The sequence below is a fragment of the Micromonospora sp. WMMD710 genome, from assembly GCF_029626045.1.
In the GTDB taxonomy this organism is placed as follows: Bacteria; Actinomycetota; Actinomycetes; order Mycobacteriales; family Micromonosporaceae; genus Micromonospora.
On sequence record NZ_JARUBD010000001.1, the window covers coordinates 5,280,234 to 5,298,824 of the forward strand.

16 protein-coding genes, 1 tRNA gene, 1 pseudogene and 1 riboswitch are annotated in these 18,591 nt (G+C 70.5%); of the genes and pseudogenes, 7 read left to right on the forward strand and 11 right to left on the reverse strand.

Annotated features, from left to right (window positions below; translation table 11 throughout):
* Window positions 1–23 precede the first annotated feature (23 nt).
* The 3 genes from O7620_RS24445 to O7620_RS24455 all read right to left on the reverse strand — a co-directional run bounded on the left by O7620_RS24445 (window position 24) and on the right by O7620_RS24455 (window position 3,870).
* Window positions 24–1,880 carry an acyl-CoA dehydrogenase gene (locus O7620_RS24445; RefSeq protein ID WP_278127133.1) on the reverse strand — a complete coding sequence of 619 codons (1,857 nt, stop codon included), beginning with the start codon at window positions 1,878–1,880 and terminating at the stop codon, window positions 24–26.
* 128 nt (window positions 1,881–2,008) lie between these two features.
* Complete coding sequence (locus O7620_RS24450) at window positions 2,009–3,136, reverse strand: PP2C family protein-serine/threonine phosphatase (RefSeq protein WP_278125369.1); 1,128 nt, start codon at window positions 3,134–3,136, stop codon at window positions 2,009–2,011.
* Window positions 3,137–3,237: 101 nt separating this feature from the next.
* On the reverse strand, window positions 3,238–3,870 hold the full coding sequence (locus O7620_RS24455; protein WP_278125371.1) for a septal ring lytic transglycosylase RlpA family protein: 633 nt from the start codon (window positions 3,868–3,870) through the stop codon (window positions 3,238–3,240).
* A gap of 187 nt (window positions 3,871–4,057) precedes the next feature.
* Between O7620_RS24455 and O7620_RS24460 the strand changes: the two genes are divergently transcribed.
* Genes O7620_RS24460 through O7620_RS24470 form a run of 3 tightly spaced genes read left to right on the forward strand, consistent with a single transcriptional unit; the run spans window position 4,058 to window position 6,172 of the window.
* Complete coding sequence (locus tag O7620_RS24460) at window positions 4,058–4,609, forward strand: phosphoribosyltransferase family protein (protein ID WP_278125373.1); 552 nt, start codon at window positions 4,058–4,060, stop codon at window positions 4,607–4,609.
* Between the two features lie 33 nt (window positions 4,610–4,642).
* Window positions 4,643–5,683: a questin oxidase family protein gene (locus tag O7620_RS24465; protein WP_278125375.1), complete on the forward strand. Its 1,041-nt coding sequence runs from the start codon at window positions 4,643–4,645 to the stop codon at window positions 5,681–5,683.
* Between the two features lie 57 nt (window positions 5,684–5,740).
* Window positions 5,741–6,172, forward strand: a complete 432-nt coding sequence (locus O7620_RS24470; protein ID WP_151491508.1) for an ASCH domain-containing protein — start codon at window positions 5,741–5,743, stop codon at window positions 6,170–6,172.
* Between the two features lie 10 nt (window positions 6,173–6,182).
* Here O7620_RS24470 and O7620_RS24475 read toward each other — a convergent pair whose 3' ends face one another.
* Window positions 6,183–7,064, reverse strand: a complete 882-nt coding sequence (locus tag O7620_RS24475) for an LLM class flavin-dependent oxidoreductase (RefSeq protein ID WP_278125377.1) — start codon at window positions 7,062–7,064, stop codon at window positions 6,183–6,185.
* 1,263 nt (window positions 7,065–8,327) lie between these two features.
* Complete coding sequence (locus tag O7620_RS24480) at window positions 8,328–8,543, reverse strand: hypothetical protein (protein ID WP_278125378.1); 216 nt, start codon at window positions 8,541–8,543, stop codon at window positions 8,328–8,330.
* A 12-nt stretch (window positions 8,544–8,555) separates the two neighbouring features.
* Here O7620_RS24480 and O7620_RS24485 point away from each other — a divergent pair, with 12 nt between their 5' ends.
* On the forward strand, window positions 8,556–9,041 hold the full coding sequence (locus O7620_RS24485) for a tyrosine-type recombinase/integrase (protein WP_278125380.1): 486 nt from the start codon (window positions 8,556–8,558) through the stop codon (window positions 9,039–9,041).
* A 79-nt stretch (window positions 9,042–9,120) separates the two neighbouring features.
* Here the strand turns inward: O7620_RS24485 and O7620_RS24490 are convergent.
* Window positions 9,121–9,194, reverse strand: a tRNA-Gly gene (locus O7620_RS24490).
* Window positions 9,195–9,385: 191 nt separating this feature from the next.
* Between O7620_RS24490 and O7620_RS24495 the strand changes: the two are divergent.
* Window positions 9,386–10,227: pseudogene (locus O7620_RS24495) on the forward strand (zinc metalloprotease).
* Between the two features lie 76 nt (window positions 10,228–10,303).
* On the opposite strand, the gene O7620_RS24500 reads toward O7620_RS24495, so the two are convergent.
* Complete coding sequence (locus O7620_RS24500) at window positions 10,304–10,861, reverse strand: pyridoxamine 5'-phosphate oxidase family protein (RefSeq protein WP_151491511.1); 558 nt, start codon at window positions 10,859–10,861, stop codon at window positions 10,304–10,306.
* A 99-nt stretch (window positions 10,862–10,960) separates the two neighbouring features.
* Between O7620_RS24500 and dcd the strand changes: the two genes are divergently transcribed.
* The gene (dcd, locus tag O7620_RS24505; protein ID WP_151491512.1) at window positions 10,961–11,539 is read left to right on the forward strand and encodes a dCTP deaminase; all 579 of its coding nucleotides are present in this window, start codon (window positions 10,961–10,963) and stop codon (window positions 11,537–11,539) included.
* A gap of 78 nt (window positions 11,540–11,617) precedes the next feature.
* On the opposite strand, the gene O7620_RS24510 is transcribed toward dcd, so the two are convergent.
* Entirely contained in the window at window positions 11,618–12,658 is a 1,041-nt protein-coding gene (locus O7620_RS24510; protein ID WP_278125384.1) for a C40 family peptidase, read from the reverse strand.
* A 13-nt stretch (window positions 12,659–12,671) separates the two neighbouring features.
* Window positions 12,672–12,807: riboswitch (cyclic di-AMP (ydaO/yuaA leader) on the reverse strand.
* A 234-nt stretch (window positions 12,808–13,041) separates the two neighbouring features.
* Between O7620_RS24510 and O7620_RS24515 the strand changes: the two genes are divergently transcribed.
* A complete protein-coding gene (locus tag O7620_RS24515; RefSeq protein WP_278125385.1) occupies window positions 13,042–15,024 on the forward strand; it encodes a peptidoglycan recognition family protein in 1,983 nt (660 codons plus the stop codon).
* A gap of 55 nt (window positions 15,025–15,079) precedes the next feature.
* Here the strand turns inward: O7620_RS24515 and O7620_RS24520 are convergent, their stop codons facing one another.
* From O7620_RS24520 to O7620_RS24530, 3 genes are all read right to left on the reverse strand, one after another.
* Window positions 15,080–16,090 (reverse strand): C40 family peptidase, encoded by a 1,011-nt coding sequence (locus O7620_RS24520; RefSeq protein ID WP_278125387.1) that lies wholly within the window; start codon window positions 16,088–16,090, stop codon window positions 15,080–15,082.
* Between the two features lie 167 nt (window positions 16,091–16,257).
* Complete coding sequence (locus O7620_RS24525) at window positions 16,258–17,259, reverse strand: hemolysin family protein (RefSeq protein WP_278125388.1); 1,002 nt, start codon at window positions 17,257–17,259, stop codon at window positions 16,258–16,260.
* Window positions 17,252–18,565 (reverse strand): hemolysin family protein, encoded by a 1,314-nt coding sequence (locus tag O7620_RS24530; RefSeq protein WP_278127135.1) that lies wholly within the window; start codon window positions 18,563–18,565, stop codon window positions 17,252–17,254. Before O7620_RS24530 ends, O7620_RS24525 begins: the two co-directional genes overlap by 8 nt.
* Window positions 18,566–18,591: the final 26 nt, after the last annotated feature.

Sequence of the window (18,591 nt, forward strand, 5' to 3'; positions counted from 1 at the left end):
CCGTCAGGCGTGCCGTGGCACGGTCAGAAGGCCTCCTCCGGGAGGTCCATGATGTCGAGGTCGGCACCCTCGATGATCCGCCGGTCGGCGCCGATGCGCGGCAGCACCTCGCGGGCGAAGAAACGCGCGGCGGCCACCTTGCCGGTGTAGAACGCCTTGTCGCTGGCGGAGACGTCGCCCGCGAGGGCCTTCAGCGCCACGTCGGCCTGCTTCTGGAGCAGCCAGCCGACCACCAGGTCACCGATGGCCAGCAGGAAACGTCGGCTGCTCAGCCCGACCTTGTAGAGCGCGCGGGTGTCGCCGCCCTGCGCCTCGCCCAGCCACCCGGTCAGCACGCCGAGGATGGTCTGGATCTCGGCGAGCGCCTTGCCGAGCGCCTGCCGCTCCTCCTTGAGCTGGCCGTTGCCCGCCTCGGAGGAGATGAACTCCTGGATCTCGCCGGCGACCACCATCAGCGCCTTGCCGTTGTCCCGGACGATCTTGCGGAAGATCAGGTCCAGGCTCTGGATGGCCGTGGTGCCCTCGTACAGAGTGTCGATCTTGGCGTCCCGGACGTACTGCTCCAGGGGGTAGTCCTGGAGGAAGCCGGAACCACCGAAGGTCTGCAGGGCCTCGTGCCCGAGCAGCTCGTACGCCCGCTCCGAACCGACGCCCTTGACCAGCGGCAGCAGCAGGTCGTTGACCCGCTTCGCCAGCGTGGTGGCCTTCTCGTCGCCGGCCGCCTCGGCGATGGCGACCTTGTCCTGCCAGGTGGCGGTGTAGAGGACCAGGGCGCGCAGACCCTCGGCGTACGACTTCTGCAGCAGCAGCGAGCGGCGCACGTCCGGGTGGTGGGTGATGGTGACCCGCGGGGCGGTCTTGTCCGCCTGCTGGATGAGGTCGGCGCCCTGCACCCGGTTCTTCGCGTACTCCAGGGCGTTGAGGTAGCCGGTGGAGAGGGTGGCGATGGCCTTCGTGCCGACCATCATCCGGGCGTACTCGATGATCATGAACATCTGCCGGATGCCGTCGTGCTTGTCGCCCAGCAGCCAGCCCTTGGCCGGTACGCCGTGCTCGCCGAAGGTCACCTCGCAGGTGTTGGAGACCTTCAGGCCCATCTTGTGCTCGACGTTCGTGGCGTAGACGCCGTTGCGCTCACCCAACTCGCCGGTGGTCTCGTCGAAGTGGAACTTCGGCACCACGAACAGCGACAGCCCCTTGGTACCCGGACCGCCGACACCCTCCACGCCCACCGGGCGGGCCAGCACGTAGTGCACGATGTTGTCGCTCAGGTCGTGCTCACCCGAGGTGATGAAGCGCTTGACGCCCTCGATGTGCCAGGTGCCGTCCGGCTGCTGGACCGCCCGGGTGCGGCCGGCGCCGACGTCCGAGCCGGCGTCCGGCTCGGTGAGCACCATGGTGGAGCCCCACTGCTTGTCGATGAAGAGCTTCGCCCACGCCTTCTGCCGTTCGGTGCCCTCGACGTGCAGCACGTGCGCGAAGGACGGGCCGGAGGCGTACATCCAGACCGGGGCGTTCGAGCCGAGCACCAGCTCGGCGAGCGCCCACCAGAGGGCGCGCGGCGCGTTGGTGCCACCCAGCTCGGGCGGCAGATCCAGGCGCCAGAACTCGGAGTCCATGAATGCCTGGTAGGACTTCTTGAACGACTCCGGCAGCGGCGCGGTGTGCGTGGCCGGGTCGAAGACCGGTGGGTTGCGGTCGCTGTCCGTGTAGCTGGCGGCCAGGTCCTCGCGGGCGAGGCGGTCGACCTCGGCGAGGAAGCTCCGGGCGGTGTCGGTGTCGAGATCCGAGTACGGCTCCTGGCCGAACGCCCGGTCCGCCCCGAAGACCTCGAACAGGTTGAATTCGAGATCCCGGAGGTTGCTCTTGTAGTGGGTCATGCTCACTGGCCCCGCTTCCGGACAGGTGTTACCGATCAGTAACCCCGACTGTATTACTCGCGGGTAGGCAGCGACAAGCGGATCACCCAAGTGACGGCGATTACACACACGCTTGTAACAGACGCCGGTCAGCTCTCGGCCGCGCCGACCTCCCAGCTCGGTACGGCCGCGGCGGCCCCGGTACGGGCGCCCACGTACTCCATGAGGACCAGCGCGATGTCGTCGTCGAGGCGACCGTGCACCCACTCCACCAGGGCGGTCTCCAGCGAAGCCAACCCGTCGGCGACCGTGCCGTGCCCGAGCAGCCGCCAGGCCCGGTCGGCAGTGGGGAAGAACTCGCCGTCCCGCCGGGCCTCACCGAGGCCGTCGGTGAACAACAGCAGCCGGTCACCGGGCTCCAGGCGCTCCACCCGGGGGCGGACCACCGGCATGAACCCGAGCGGGGGCGCCGGCGCCGGCGGCTCCAGCGGAATCACCGCACCTCGACGGAGGAGCAGCGGTGGCGGGTGCCCGCAGTTGACGATGGTGAGCGTGCCGCCACGCTCCTCGACCAGCGCCGCCGTCACGAAGTCCTCGTCGCCGACGTTGCGGGCCACCGCACGATCCAGGTCGGCGACGACCGCGCGCAGGTCCGCCCGCTCGTAGGCCACGTGCCGGTACGAGCCGAGGACGATGCTGGCCAGCCGGACCGCGTCCAGGCCCTTGCCGCGTACGTCACCGATGATCATGCGCACCCCGTAGGGCGTGTCGATCGCCTCGTACAGGTCGCCGCCGATCTCGGCGGTCGCCGTGGAGGAGATGTAGCGCCCGGCGACCGAGAGTGTGCCGACCTGCGGGCCGAGCGGACGCAGGACCGCCTGCTGGGCCACCGAGGCGAGCTTCGACAGCTCGGCGATGTGCTGGGCCTGCCGCTGCCGTACCGCCGCCACCGCCACGGCCAGACCGGTGGCCAACGCGACCCCGACAACGTTGACCGAGGTGACCAGCGCCATCTTCGGCTCGATGACGGCGAAGCCGGCCCCGATCACCGTCGCCGCGACGCCCACCCCCAGCACCACCTGCCAGGACGCCAGGGCGGCGGCCAGGACCGGTGCGGCCGCCAGCAGGGCGATGTAGTGCGCGGGACGGCCGTCCGCCGCCTCGACGGCCGAGACGATCAGGAGCAGCGCAACGGCCGCGCCGAGGCCGGCGCGGGATCCGGGGCTCAGCGGGCGGCGGCCCGACTGGAGGAGTCGCGTGGGTACGAGGGACAGCATGCCTGATCCGCGTGAGCAGGTGAATGAACCTGGCCCGTCGTCCGAGAAGGTTCTGACCGGCCGGCTCGGGTGTCCGGCCGGATCGGCGGGAACCGGACCGCTCAGCCGAGCACCTCGTAGCGCACAGTGAGCGCGCCGACGTCCACCGACGCGATGGTGGCGAACGCGGCCCGGGAGAGGTCCAGGCAGCGGCCGTCGATGAACGGACCACGGTCGTTGATCCGCACCACGACCGACTTGCCGTTGGCCGGGTTGGTCACCCGGACCTTGGTGTTGAAGGGCAGCGTCTTGTGCGCGGCGGTCAGCGCGTCCGGGTTGAACGACTCGCCGTTGGCGGTGAGCTGCCCGTCGGAGTAGAACGAGGCACCGCACGAGCCGCTGTCGAGCACCTTCGCCGCCGCGGTGGTCTTCTTCGCGGTCGGGCTCGGCTTCGGCGACGCGGTGCGGGCCTTGGCCCGGGAGGCGGCCTGCGCCGACCGGCTGGCCGACGGGCTGGCCGTCACGCTCGGCGAGGCGCTGGCGCTGGGGGATGCGGCCGGCGAGCTGGGGGTCAGGCTGCTGGGGGCGGTGGTCGGGGTGAAGTCGAGAGCCGCCTGCTCCGACTGTCCGGAGCCGGAGGTCAGCTGGACGGCACCGAACGTGCCTCCGACGGCGAGGGCGACGCCGACGGCCGCGGTGGCCACGATGCCCGCCGGGGAGGAGAAGATACGGGTACGGGAGTGCTTACCAACCACCAGCCCGGTCCTTTCGTCGACTGAACAAACCGGGTCGGACCGTAACGAGAGAAGCACTTCCGAAGTCAACGTGATCATTGTGGTATGCCCGGATTTGCACTGGTACGTGTAGCCGATCATACGAGCCGGCATGGGTCAACCGGCCCGGGTGCGGACGCCCCGAGCGCGCGTGCCGCAGGATGGACGGATGCCCGCTGACCTGACCGGACGCCTGGCCGCCCTGTTCCGGTGGATCGACCCCGGGCCGGGCACCAGCCACCTGGTCAGCGACATCTCCGGCTGGTGGCGTGACCCCGCCGTGCTGGCGGAACTGGGACCGGCTCTGGTGGCGCCGTACCGGGCCGCCCGGCCGACCGTGGTGCTCGCGCCGGCGGTCACCGGCCTGCTGCTCGGCCCGTTGGCGGCCACCGCCCTCGGCGTCGGCTTCGTGGCCGCGTACAAGCCCGGCGACGGGCGACTGCCCGCCGGTCCGCTCACCTGGGCACAGAGCCCCCCGGACTACCGGGGCCGGCGGGTCGACCTGGCCGTCCGGGACCGGCACCTCGGCCCCGACGACCGGGTCCTGGTGGTGGACGACTGGGTCCGCACGGGGGCGCAGATCCACGCCCTGCACGACATCTGCGCGGCGCGCGGCGCCCAGGTGCTCGGTGCCGCCGTGGTGGCCCTCGACTGCCCGCCCGAGGTCGCGGCCGCGTTCCGGATCACCGGCCTGATCAGCGGGGCGGATCTGCCGGGTTGACCTGAACCTTGGTTCACCTTCGACGATCGAGGTATGAGTGACGGAATCCTCGACGAAGCGTACGAACGGCTGCACCGCACCGGCCCCGAATACGATGGCTGGCTCTCCAACCACGGACCCATGGCCGTCGAGGCGCTGGCCCGACACGGACACCAGCAGCGGGTGCACCGCTGGCTCGACGACTACCTCGGTCGGCTCGACGAACTACCCCGGGGCCTCCGCCCCATCGACGACTGGCGGACCGCGCTGGGCGACGAGAAACGGGCCGGCGACTGGCTGGCGTACTTCGACCGGCAACTGCGCGAACACCCGTGGCGGGACGTGCTCGGCACCTGGTGGCCCCGCCTGCTGCCCGGCATCGCCGCCGGCGCCACCCACGGCGTGATCCGGGTCGGGCACGCCGTACGCGCGCTCGAAGCGGACGACACCAACCCGCACCGGATCACCGAACTCGCCCAGGCCCTCGGCTACTGGGCGGCCCGCTGGCAGCCCGTCCCCGGCGCCGACCGACTCCTCGGCGGACCCTCCGTCGACCCGGGAGAGTTGGACGTCGACGCCGCGCTGGCCGGGGTGCCCCGCATCGACGACCAGACCGGGGGCGTCCGCGATCGGCTGGGCCAGCTGGCTGGCGTACCCCGCTGGGAGCCGGCGCTGACGGCGCTGCGCCCCGCGCGGACCCCGGCCGAGGCGCAGCAGGGGCTCACCACGCTGGTGCACCGGGCCGGCCTGAACTATCTGCGCTACGGGCACGCGTCGCCGGTCATGCTCGTACACGCGGTCACCGCGCCGACCGCGGTGCTGCGTACCCTGCCGGCACTGGACCGGGCGCTGTGGGCGCCGAGCCTCGCCGCGGCCTGGGCCGCGACGGCGGCCATGACCTCGGTGTACGCCTCGACCGCCGGGATCGCGCCACCGACCGTGACCACCGCGACCCCGGCGGAGGCCTTCGCCCGCGCGGCCCGCCACGGCGACGAACACGTGGTCAAGCTGGCCGACGCCGTCCTCGACGCGCACGCGGCCAGCGGTGACGAGCGGCTGCTCGCCGCCGCCGGTTACGCCGGACAGCTCATCTGAGCAGGGCCGGGCGAATTGCGGCGGCGGGGTGGGCCGCGCTGGCCTAGCCTCGGCAGGATGTGGCCTCGGATCGGTGAACTGCGCACCCTCGCCCTCGGCACCCCCGGCGAGCTGCGGGCGACCCTGAACACCCTCGTGCTGGCCGGCGTGAAGACCGCCACCGCCGGCCGGCTCGCCGAGTACGCCGAAGAGGGCGAGGAGCTGGAGCGGGTCGGTGAACGGCTGGCCCTGGTCGACGACGACGACGCGCTGGCCGGCGTCGTCGAGATCACCGGCGTCGAGGTGGTCCGCTTCGCCGAGGTGCCCTGGGACTTCGCCCGCGCCGAAGGTGAGGGCGACCGTTCGATCGAGGAGTGGCGGGCCGGGCACGCGGCCTACTGGGCGCGGCTCGGCACCCCCGTCGACGGCGACACACCCATCGTCTGCCTGCGGCTGCGGCTGGTCTCCGGCGGCGAGGGCGGCGTGGCCAGCGGAGACCTCGGCACCTGAGGGTGCGGCCTCAGCCCCGCAGCTCGGGCAGCAACCGCGTGGCCACGTCCACCAGGACGGCCTCGTCACCGGCGTACCAGCTGCTGGCGCGCGGCCAGTGCGTCACCACGTCGGTGAAGCCCAGGTCGGCGGCCCGGCCGACCTGGTCGGCGAAGAACTGCGCGCTGCTCAGCGAGAACACCGGCGCCGCGTCCAGCGACAGATAACGGTCCAGAGTGGCCGGGTCGCGGCCCGCCTCGTCCAACGTGCGGTCCATCCGCGCGGACAGCGCCGACACGCTGGCCCACCAGTTGTCCAGATCATCGTCGTCGCCGGTGCCGGTGGTCACCCACCCCTGACCGAACCGGGCCACCAGGCGCATCGACCGCGGCCCGTTGGCGGCCACCACGAACGGCACCCGGGGCTGCTGCACGCAGCCGGGATTGTTCCGCGCGTCCACCGCGGCGAACCACTCGCCCCGCCAGGTGGTGCCGTCCTCCCGCAGGATCAGATCCAGCAACTCGGTGAACTCGGCGAACCGGTCGACCCGCTGGCGCGGCGGCAACGTCTCGCCGCCCAGCACCGCCGAATCGAAACCGATACCGCCCGCACCCAGGCCGAGCAGCAACCGGCCGCCCGACACGTCGTCCACCGTGGTGATCTGGCGGGCGAACGCGGCCGGGTGCCGGAAGTTCGGCGACGCGACCAGGGTGCCCAACCGGATCCGTTCGGTCACCGTCGCGGCGGCGGTCAACGTGCCCATCGAGTCGAACCACGGGCCATCGACCAGGTCCCGCCAGCCCAGGTGGTCGTACGTCCAGGCGTGGTCGAAGCCCCACTCGTCGGCCTGCCGCCAACGACGCCTCGACTCCGCCCAACGCTGATCCGGCAGGATCACGATGCCAATCCGCATGATCGCCAGCCTAGCCGCGTCGAGACACCTGCCCCAGCATCGCGATGATGCGGAGGACCGGGCCGGTCGTGCGGCCGGCGAACCTGTCAGAGACTGTGAGCATCTGAGTGTCGAGTTCGGATGGTCACTTGCAGGACTCGGCCTTGTTGGTCGCCGCGGTGGTCCGCCGGCAACGTGCACGGCCAGCGGCAGGCCACACCCTCGGCGCCGCCTGGCGAGCCCCACCCCGACCGGTTCACCCGCCGCCTCCGACCCCCGACCCTGCCCGACACCGTGTGGATCAACAAACCAGCAGCTCAGCCCACACAGATCTACAGAACACCTGATCACGAAAACGTCTCACCTGACTTGACAGGTTCCGACGCTCGCACCCCGATTGAACCAACACTGACGCAGCAACGTTTCTCTAGTTAGTGCGCCGGTCAGGGCGGAAGCAGCGCCGCCTGCTTGGAGCACGGAAGACACCCGAAGTGCACTAGCGCTGGGGCGGCAAGTGCCGACGTCCGGAATGTGCAGAAATTTTCAATATGGCCGAGCATTGTTGATGCTACCGAAGGGATATCGAATGCCTCCCTCAGATTCCATCATAACTGCCGCAAAAACCCTATCAGGGTCTAGCATGGTCGCAAGTGGCGCTGCCCTTATCCAAGAGGGGGCTAGAACCGGAAGTACCCTATTTATTTCGGCTGGGATCGCATCCACGATGACTGGTGGCTTGATTCTCGCCGATACCGTACGGGATGCGGGGGCCGCTCCCGCAATTCAGCCTCAGCCTGCTGCTGGGGCTGCCAATCGTGCTCCAGTGCGGCGCTAGACCGCGCCGACTGGCACCAGGGCTATTGCTTAGTCGCTTGAGTGCCGGCTGACCTGCGGGAACTCGCGGTCAACCGTCCGGTGCAGGTGGTCGGCTCGGCTGGGCACCGAAGCTGAAGTGGTGCGACCGAAGGCCCGTAGCTCCGTAGGCCGATAAACCGGGACCGCCACGACGGGGGCTGCGCTGGAGCTGGCCTGCGAAAACGGACTACGCAATAGCCCTGGGTGCGCACCAACCAGTCCAGATAGGGGGTCGGAGAGGATTCTGTACCGATCCTCCCCGACGCCCTATCCCAACCATGGCCCGCTGCACCGCCGCCCTGCCTGCGCTGCGCACATACATAGCCAAGATCCATCGCTATCCGTTGTTTATTATTCGCCTTCGCATCGCGATAAGTGCTCGCGCCCTGGACTCAATGACAGCGAATCTCGTTCGGCGCTCTTCCTCGTCTACATGAGCGTTTTTCGCCGTGCTTCGCAGCGGCCGTTTCTGACAAACAGGCCGATTTCCGGAATGAAGTATCCTGCCGCAAGAACGTTGGTAGCTATGAATAGTCCCGCGTCTTCCGAGGAGAGTAGCGCCATCCAGCCACCCAATCCGACGATTAATTCACGTCGAATACACATGGTTCCCGGAACGACTGGCGGCAGGCGTTCGTAGAGCATCGGGGAACCGGCTTGATTCTCGGTCCGCCGAAATCGCGGGCCGGTGTTCGGACCATCGCGCTACCGAAGGCCGCTCTACCCGCGCTGAAACAGCATATGGGCAGCCACGTCGACGAAGCGTCCGAGGCGTTCGTGTTCACCGGTGATAGCGGCCGGAACATCTGGCGTGGCAACTTCAACAAGCTGGTCAAGTGGCCCGAGGCGGTCAAGGCGATCGGCGCGTCCGGGCTGCACTTTCACGACTTGCGGCACACCGGGAACACCCTTGCCTCCCGGGCACCTGGCGCGAGCCTGCGCGACATCATGGCGCGGATGGGGCACGACAGCCCGCGTGCCGCGCTGATCTACCAGCACGCCAACCGGGAGGCCGACCAGGGCATCGCCGACGCCGATCGACAAGGCGGTCAAGGCTGCCCGGCGCAAGCCGAGCAAGCGCAAGGTCAAGCGGGTTGCCGAGGGCGACGGACCGGCCGCCGAGGCGGGCTAATGGCCCACTAATGGCCCATCCCTGTTTCAGCATGACCTAGAACCACGGAAGCCCTGGCGGGACATGTGTCCTGACCAGGGCTTCCGTACGTGGAGCGGGTGACGGGAATCGAACCCGCACTGTCAGCTTGGGAAGCTGATGTTCTGCCATTGAACTACACCCGCAGGCGGGACCACTGTACCCGAGTCACCCAGCCGGTGCACCCAGGCACCCCCACGGCACGCATGCAGGGAGAAGTTTCCAGACGGCAACATATGGTCGTTCTCGAATGCGTCGATGGGTTGTAACGTCTGCCACACGTTCCCAGCCACGGCGTGACACACCCCCTGCCGCGCCGCCAGAAAGAGGTGGGCCCATGGGACTCCGTCCCAACCTGCTGACCCGGCGTGCCGCCGGTGTCGCGTCGACGACCCTCGCGTTGCTGCTCAGCACCGCTGCCGTGGGCGTCGTTCCGGCTGCCTCGGCCGTCTCCGCAGCGCCCGGTGGCGCCTGCGCGGAGCCAGCCGACAGTCACACCAACGCCCGGGTCAAGCCGGGCGCCGCGGCCCGGCACGACCCGAACGAGCTGACCGCGAAGCAGGTCCGTGAGCGGGACGCCGACCTCGCGGCGGCGCTGCGCGAGCGCGCCAACTTCCGCACCGGCGCCGGCGCGACGGCCCTGGCCACGGTCACCATCCCGGTGGTGGTGCACGTGATCCAGGAGAACAGCACCCGGGCCGGCGGCAACATCCCTGACTCGATGAGCGGTCGATGAAGTCCGCACTGCGGGTCGGCGGCAAGAACACGCTCAATATCTACCTGGGTGAACTGAGCGACGACCTGCTGGGTTGGGCGACCTTCCCGCAGCGGAAGCTCGCCAGCACCGACGGCGTGGTCGCGCTTAACGAGTCGCTGCCGGGCGGCACCGCCACCAACTACAACCAGGGCGACACCGGCACCCACGAGGTCGGCCACTGGCTGAACCTCTACCACACCTTCCAGGGTGGCTGCGGCGGCTCGGGTGACAGCGTCAGCGACACCCCGGCGGAGGCGTCGCCCGCGTACCAGTGCCCGACCGGGCGCGACACCTGCTCGGCGACCGGGCTGGACCCGATCACCAACTTCATGGACTACACCTACGACTCGTGCATGTACCAGTTCACGCCGGGCCAGGCCAGCCGCATGCTGACCGCCTGGAACGCGTACCGCGCGGCGTAGCTTTCCCGCGTACAAGCCGGTGCCGGCTCCGTCACGACGGAGCCGGCACCGGCTTTTCCCCAGGACCGGGCCGCGGTCAGGCGGCCGTGCACTGAACGTCACGGCTGAGACGGGTCGGGCGCGTCTGCGGTACGGCGGCCGGCGCGACCGGCGCCGGCGGAGCCTGCGGGTCGAGCCACACCCGGACGGCCGGCCGCCCCGGCGGCACCCCCGGGACGCCGGCGATGTGCTGCTCGCGGCGGGTCAGCATCGCCACGTCGACGGTGAACTCGAACAACCGCCAGTCGGCGTGCGGCTCGGCTCGGGCACCCTGCGCCAGCCGGGCCAACTGGGCCGGATCGGTCACCGGACGGGCGCGACCCGCCACGTACGCCTCGTCGTCGCTCTCCTCCGGCGGGAACGAGTGCAACGCGTAGCGGCCGTCGCGTTCGAGGTCACGGCGCTTCGGAGAGTCGATGACGAAGCAGAACAGACCCTCGTCGGTGATGACCGGGGAGACCGGGTGGACCCGGGGCCCGCCGTCGGCGCGGACCGTGGCCAGGTAGCCGAAGCCCGGCCCGTACTGCTGCAGGAGAACGCGGATCCCGTCGGCGAGGCGGGGCTCGTCGGCGGCGAATTCGGACCAGGAAGCCATGCGGGCATTCTATCGAACAAATGTACGAGCAGCGACCTCGACGCGCTGGTCACCGGCACCGAATCCGGGCGCCGCGCGAGACGCCGCTATGGTGGTCCGATGCTGCTCTCCGACCGCGACCTGGTCTCCGAGATCAAGGCCGGCACGCTGGGCCTGGAGCCCTTCGAGCCCATGCTGGTCCAACCGTCCAGCATTGACGTACGACTCGACCGGCTGTTCCGGGTCTTCAACAACCACCTCTACACCCACATCGACCCGGCGATGCAGCAGGACGACCTGACCTCGGTGGTCGAGGTGCCCGACGGCGAACCGTTCGTCCTGCACCCGGGGGAGTTCGTGCTCGCCTCGACGCTCGAGGTCATCTCGCTGGGCGACCAGCTCGCCGGCCGGCTCGAGGGGAAGAGCTCACTGGGCCGACTCGGTCTGCTCACCCACTCCACCGCCGGCTTCATCGACCCGGGCTTCTCCGGGCACGTGACGCTGGAGCTGTCCAACGTGGCGAACCTGCCGATCACGCTCTGGCCGGGCATGAAGATCGGCCAGCTGTGCATCTTCCGGCTCTCCTCGCCGGCCGAGCACCCGTACGGCTCGGTGGTGTACGGCTCGCGCTACCAGGGGCAGCGGGGGCCGACGCCCAGCCGCGCCTGGCAGCACTGGCGTACCTGGCCGACCCGCTGACCCGCGACGCACGACCGGGCAGACGCCGAGGGCCCGCCGCGAACGGATCGCGGCGGGCCCTCGGGCGTCCGGGCTGGGTCAGCCTGGGCGGCCGTAGCTGTGGATCGGGCCGTCGCCGACCTTCTTCATCTTGACGGGCTGACCGGCCTGGGGGGCGTGCACCACCCAGCCATTGCCGACGTACATGCCGACGTGGTGGATGTCGCTGTAGTAGAAGACCAGGTCACCGGGGAGCAGGTCGCCCTTGCTGACGTTCTTGGTCACCCGGCTCTGCGCGGCGGCGTTGTGCGGCAGCGACACCCCGGCCTTGGCCCAGGCGGCCAGCATCAGCCCGGAGCAGTCGTACGAGTTCGGACCCTCGGCACCCCACACGTAGGGCTTACCGATCTGGGCGCAGGCGAACTTGACCGCCGTGCCCGCGGCACCTCCGGGATAGCTGGCCGGGCAGGGCGCGGGACGCAGCGGGCCGCCGCCACCGTTGCCGTACACCTTGAGGCGCAGCTTCTGCAGGCGGTCGATCTCCTCGTTGATCTGCTTCTTCTTCGCCGCCAACTGCGCCTCGGTACGGCCCAGTTGGGTCACCATCTCGTCCAGCGGCGCCTTCTGCGCGGCCAGTTCGTCACGCAGGTCGGCCACCTGGCGGACGTCCTGCTGCTGGTTGTGCGCGAACCGGTCGAGCATCTCGAGCTGCCCGACCACCTCGCTCGGCGACCGGCTGCCGAGCACCGCGTTGACGGTGGAGACGTTCTCGCCCTTGTACGCACGCACGGCCAGGGCGCTGACCTTGTCCATCGCGGCGTCGACCTGACGCTCCAGGGGAGCGATCCGGGCGGCCAGGGCGTCGGCCTGCTTGCGCTTGACGGCGAGGTCGGCCCGGGTGGCGTTGTGCCGTTCGATGATGGGTTCGAGTTTGTTCCAGTCGGCGTCGATCTGGCGCTCGATCTCGGCGACGGACGGGTCGGCGTGGGCCGCCGTGGCGCTGCCCGTCAGGACGACGGCGACGCCGACCAGTGCGGCGAGAGCGTTGGTGAAGCGGGACCAGCGTGGGCGCGGCACGATCGTTGTCGGGCCGGCTGCTGCCGGCCGCTCGGACGGCGGCCGCGGGGCATGGAGTGCCACCGGGGTTCCGTTCTCCTTCTTCCTGACCGCCTACCGGGTTAGCTGACGGGTTCGGGCGGGAAGTCGGCGCCCTACCGCAGTGGCTGCGGATTCACCCCGAGGAACCTGGGTCCCCGGTTCGTTCGGAAACGACTCGGCGGTGTCGGTCCGTCACCGCCCGGGGTGGGCGGACCTGCTATCGGGCCGACGAATGACCAGCGTAGAGACGCCCGTTACCGATCCGCAACCCGTGCGGCCGTGACACTCCGTACCGATCGGAGAGGGTCGCCGGCGATAGGCGAAGATTTCCTTCCGAACGCGTCGATACATGGAAAGGTATTGACGCGGACTCCCGGGCGGCGCGAAGGTGACCTCACCTTTGTCCGTGGAATCTAGGGGGTTCGATGCACCGTCCAACCCTGTCCGCCGGCCGGCGCGCCCTGCTCGCCGCCGCCGTGGTCGCCGCCGCGACCGGGGTACCGCTACCCGCCGGCGCGGCCGCCGCCGCACCCACCGTCGACCGTCAACAGCGGTACGCCGCCGCGGCAGCGGAGTACGGCGTACCGATCGACGTGCTGCTCGGCGTCTCCTACCTGGAGTCGCGCTGGGACAGCAACGCCGGCACACCGAGCACCAGCGGCGGCTACGGCCCGATGCACCTGACCGACGCCCGCCACGTGGCCGCCCTGCCCGGGCGCGGTCACCACGACGCCGGCACCGAGGACCCGCGCGGCGACGACTCCCGTCCGGCGCTGGCACCCGCGCCCCCGCAGGCCGCGGACCCCGCACCACCCGGCACCGCGTTGCAGACCGTGGACACCGCCGCCACCCTGACCGGCGCGGCGCCGGAGTCGCTGCGCACCGACCCCGACGTCAACATCCGGGGCGGGGCGGCGCTGCTGGCCGCGTACCAGAAGGAGCTAGGTGCCCCGGTGGGCGCCGGCACCGACCCGGCCACCTGGTACGGCGCGGTGGCCCGCTACGCCGGCGCGGACAGCGCCGACGCGGCGGCGGCCTTCGCCGACGAGGTCTTCACGACGATCGGCGCCGGCGAGTCCCGGGTGACCGACGACGGCCAACGGATCACCCTGCCGGCCCGCGCGGTACAGCCGGAGCGTTCCTGGCTGGACCGGCTGGGCCTGCGCCGGCTGGCCCGACCGGACGGGCTGGAATGCCCCCGCACCGTCTCCTGCGAATGGATCCCGGCGCCCTACGAGGCGTTCGGCGACGGGGACTACGGCAACCACGACCTCTCCGACCGGCCCGCCCGGCAGAAGATCGAGTACATCGTCATCCACGACACCGAGGCGAGCTGGGCGACCACCCTGAAACTCGTTCAGGACCCGACCTACGTGAGCTGGCACTACTCACTGCGCTCGGTGGACGGGCACATCGCCCAGCACGTGAAGACCAAGGACGTCGGCTGGCACGCCGGCAACTGGTACGTCAACGCCAAGTCGATCGGCCTGGAACACGAGGGCTTCGCCGCGCAGGGCACCTGGTACACCGAGGCGATGTACCGGACCTCGGCGAAACTCGTCCGGCACCTCGCGCTGCGGCTCGGCATCCCGCTGGACCGCCAGCACATCATCGGCCACGACAACGTGCCCGGCACCATCGCGTCGACCGTTCGCGGGATGCACTGGGACCCGGGGCCCTACTGGGACTGGTCGCACTACTTCGACCTGCTGCACGCGCCGCGACTGGACACCGGCACCCCGGCCACCGGGCTGGTCCGGATCGACCCGGACCCCGCCACCAACCAACCGGTGTTCACGGGATGCGTCACCCCCGGCGTGCCGTGCGCGCCGCGCGGCTCCTCGTCGGTGGTGCTGCACACCGCGCCGTCCGCCGACGCGCCCCTGGTCAACGACATCGCACTACGCCCGGACGGCACCCCGAACACCATGGAGGTGTCGGATCACGGCGCCCGGGCCTCCGCCGGCCAGACGTACGCGTTGGCCGGCCGGCAGGGGGACTGGACGGCCATCTGGTACCTCGGACAACGCGCCTGGTTCCACAACCCGGCGTCCGCGCCGACGGCCAGGTGGACCGTGGGCGTGGTGGCCACCCCGAAGCCCGGACGGGCCACCATCCCCGTGTACGGGCGGGCGTACCCGGAGCAGGCGGCCTACCCGGCCGGCGTGCCCTACCAGACGATCTCCCCACTTCAGTACACCCTCGCCGCCGGGCAGCGGTACGCCGTCGGCGCGGTACTGGCCGGCGAGTACTACCGGGCCAGCACGTTCGACGGGTCCTCGCCCGGCGACTGGACGGTGATCCGCGGCGAGAACCGGTACGCGCAGATCCAGTTCGGCCACCGCATCATGTACGTCAACCTGGCCGACGTGCAGCTCCTGCCGTGCCCGGCGGGCGCACCCCGCTGAGAAACCGCGACGGCCCCCGGTCGGTGACCGGGGGCCGTCGTCGTGCCTGGGCGGATCAGCCGGGTCTGCGGAAACCGGCGACCGGCATGGTGAGGCTAGCCACCGTCACCGGTCTTCCGGCGCGGGGCGCGTGCACCATCAGGTTGTTGCCCAGGTACAGGCCGACGTGGCGCAGGTCGCCGTAGAAGAAGACCAGGTCACCGGGGCGAGCGTCGGCCCGAGAGACGGCCTTACCCTCGTTCCACTGGGCGCCGGTGTAGTGGGTGAGGTAGATCCCGGCCGACTTGTAGGCGTACTGGGTCAGACCCGAGCAGTCGAATGCGTTCGGGCCGACGGCACCCCAGACGTACGGGTCGCCGACCTGCTGGCAGGCGGTCTTGATCGCCTTCTGGGCGGCGGTGCTGGCGACACCGTTGATGGTCGGGCAACCGGCGGTCTTGATCGTGGTCTTCGGCAGGGACGCCTCGAGCTTCTTGATCTCGGCGTCGATCTGCTTCTTCTTGGCGGCCAACTCGTTCTGCTGCTTGGTCTGGGTGGCGATCAGCGCGTCCAGCTTCTGCTTCTCGCCGTCGTACTTGGCTCGCACGGCGAGCACACCCGCGACCTCCTTGCGCTCCTGCGCGGCAAGCCGGTCCAGAACGGTGAGCTGCTCGGTGAGGGTGTCCGGCTTGGCGCTGACCAGCAGCGCGCCGATGTCCTGCGACGGACCCGACATGTAGTAGCGGGAGGCGAGGTCACCGACCCGGGTGAGGGCCAACTCGCTCTGCAGTGCCAGCGGCTCGATCTTCTTCTGCAGGTCCGCCGATTTCTTGCGGTTGACCTGCAGCTGCGATCGCACCTTGTTGTACTGCTCGACGGCGGGCTCCAACTGCTCCCACTGCTTGTCGATCTGCGCCTCGATCTCGTCGACCGAGGGCTCGGCCTGCGCGGGCACGGCGAGCACACCGGCTCCGACGGCCGCCGCGGCGACCAGGACGAGCAGACGGTGTGCGACCCGGCGCAGACCGCCCGGCCGCGCGGACAGCCCTGGGGCGTGACGATGAGGGGGCATGGTTGCCACCGGCATCGACTCCTTTGCAACCGACCGCCGGGCGCCTCGCGTGCGGGAAGGGCCGAGGCAGACGACCCACAGCGGTCGGTGCCCCACATTAGGGAAGCGCCGCACCGGAATCAAGGCGAACCCGGTCACCATCACTGTCACGCAACCGCTTGCACACCGAGGGTATCAGTCGATCAACCAACGATTGCGGTCAATACGTCATCGAGTGTCACCACACCGAGTGGACGCCGCCCGTCGCTCACCAGCACCATGTGCCGCCGTTCGCGGCGCATCGCGAGCAGGAGGTCGGCGAGCGTACGCTCCGGCGGCACCACCGCCAGCGGCCGGTACACCTCGGCCGGCACCGGCGCACGACGACCCTGCCCGGCGTAGCCGAGCACATCCTTGACGTGCACGAAGCCGAGCACCCGGCGGGTCGACCGCTGCACCACCGGGAAGCGGGACCGACCGGTCCGGGTGGCCAGCACCTCCAGCGACGCCGGCGAGACATCCTCGGCCACCGTCACCACCGTCGACCACGGCTGCAACGCGTCCGCCGCCGTCCGCGCGTGCAGGGCCAGCGCGCCGGTGATCCGCGCGTGCTGCTCGGCGTCCAACAATCCCTCGGTACGTGCCTGGGAGACCAACCCGGCCAGCTCCTCGGCGGTGAACACCGACTTCACCGCCTCGGACGCCTCGATCCGCCACAGCGCGAGCACCCGGCGGGCCGCCCACTTCATGGCCAACAGCAGCGGCTTGGTCGCCACGCAGAACGCCAGCATCGCCGGGCCGAGCCACAGCGCGGAGACCTCCGGACCGGCCAGCGTGATGTTCTTCGGCACCATCTCGCCGACGACCGTGTGCAGGAAGACCACCACGCCCAGCGCCAGCACGAACGCCACCGGATGCACCGCCCGGTCCGGCAGGCCGGCCGCGTGGAACGGCGGCTCCAGCAGGTGCGCCAGCGCCGGTTCGGCGATCGCACCGAGGCCCAGCGAGCAGACCGTGATGCCGAGCTGGGCGCCGGCGATCATCAGGGGGATCTGGTTCATCGCCGACAGCGCCCACCGGGCCCGCTTCGAGCCGGCCGCGAGGGGTTCGATCACCGTCCGCCGGGACGCGATCAGCGCGAACTCGCTGCCGACGAAGAACCCGTTGCCCAGCAGCAACAGCACGGTCACCAGCAGCTCAGTCATCGTCGTCCGGCTCCGCCGGGCGCAGCACCCGGACCTGCTCGATCCGGTGCCGCTCCACCTCCACCACGGTGAACTCCCAGCCCTGGGCCTCGACCGTCTCGCCGGCCAACGGGATGTGCCCGAGCCGGGCCATCAGGTACCCGGCCAGCGTCTCGTACGGACCGTCGGGCAGCCGGAAACCGGTCTGCTCGGCCAACTCGTCGGACCGCAACACCCCGTCGACCAGCACGGTGCGTTCCCCGCCGGGCACGGTCAGCTCGACCGGACCGGCGTCGTCCACGGTGGCCGGATCGAACTCGTCGGCGATCTCCCCCACCAACTCCTCGACCAGGTCCTCGACGGTCACCACGCCGTCCGTGCCGCCGTACTCGTCGACCACGATCGCCAGATCCGCGCCGGCTGCCTTCAGCGCGGCCAGTACGCCGTCCAGGTTGAGGCTCTCCGGCACGTACACCGGCTCGCGGGCCACCGAGCCGACCATGGTCGAGGCCCGGGCCGCCAACGGCACGCCCAGCGCGTCGGGCACACCGGCCACGCCGGTGACCAGGTCCAGGGTCTCCTCGTACACCGGGAAGCGTGTCCGCCCGGTCTGTCGGGACGCCTCCAGCAGCTGCGCCACCGTGGCCGTGGCCCGCAGCGCCACCACGTCCACGCGGGGGGTCATCGCCTCGGCCGCCCGCTTGTCACCGAACCGGATGGTGCGGCGCAGCAGCATCGCGGTGTCGGTGGGCAGCGCACCGGCGCGGGCCGAGATGGCCGCCAGCAGGCCCAGTTCCTCCGGTGAGCGGGCGCTGGCCAACTCCTCCTGCGGCTCCACACCGAGCGCCCGCACCAGCCGGTTCGCCGAGCCGTTCAACCCCCGGATCAGCCAGCCGAACGTACGGGAGAAGGTGTGCATCGGACCGGCGGTGGCCAGCGCGGCCGGCATCGGCCGGGCCAGCGCCGCGTTCTTGGGCACCAGCTCACCGAAGAGCATGGAGAGCAGGGTGGCCAGCGCCAGGGCCAGGAAGGGCGTGAACCGCTCGGCGCCGCTTCCCGCCACCGGACGCAGCAACGGGGTGAAGATCCGCGCCAGGGCCGGCTCGGCCAGGTATCCGGTGAGCAGCGCCGTGATGGTGATGCCGAGCTGCGCCCCGGAGAGCTGGAAGGACAGCTCACGCAGTGCGGTGCGTACCGTCAGGGCGGCCTGGTCGCCGGCGGCGGCCCGCCGGTCGATCTCCGCCCGGTCGACCGTGACCAGGGCGAACTCGGCCGCGACGAAGAACGCGTTGCCCGCGGTCAACGCGACGAAGCCGACCAGGGGCAGCAGCGTGGTCAGCAGCAGGCCGTTGA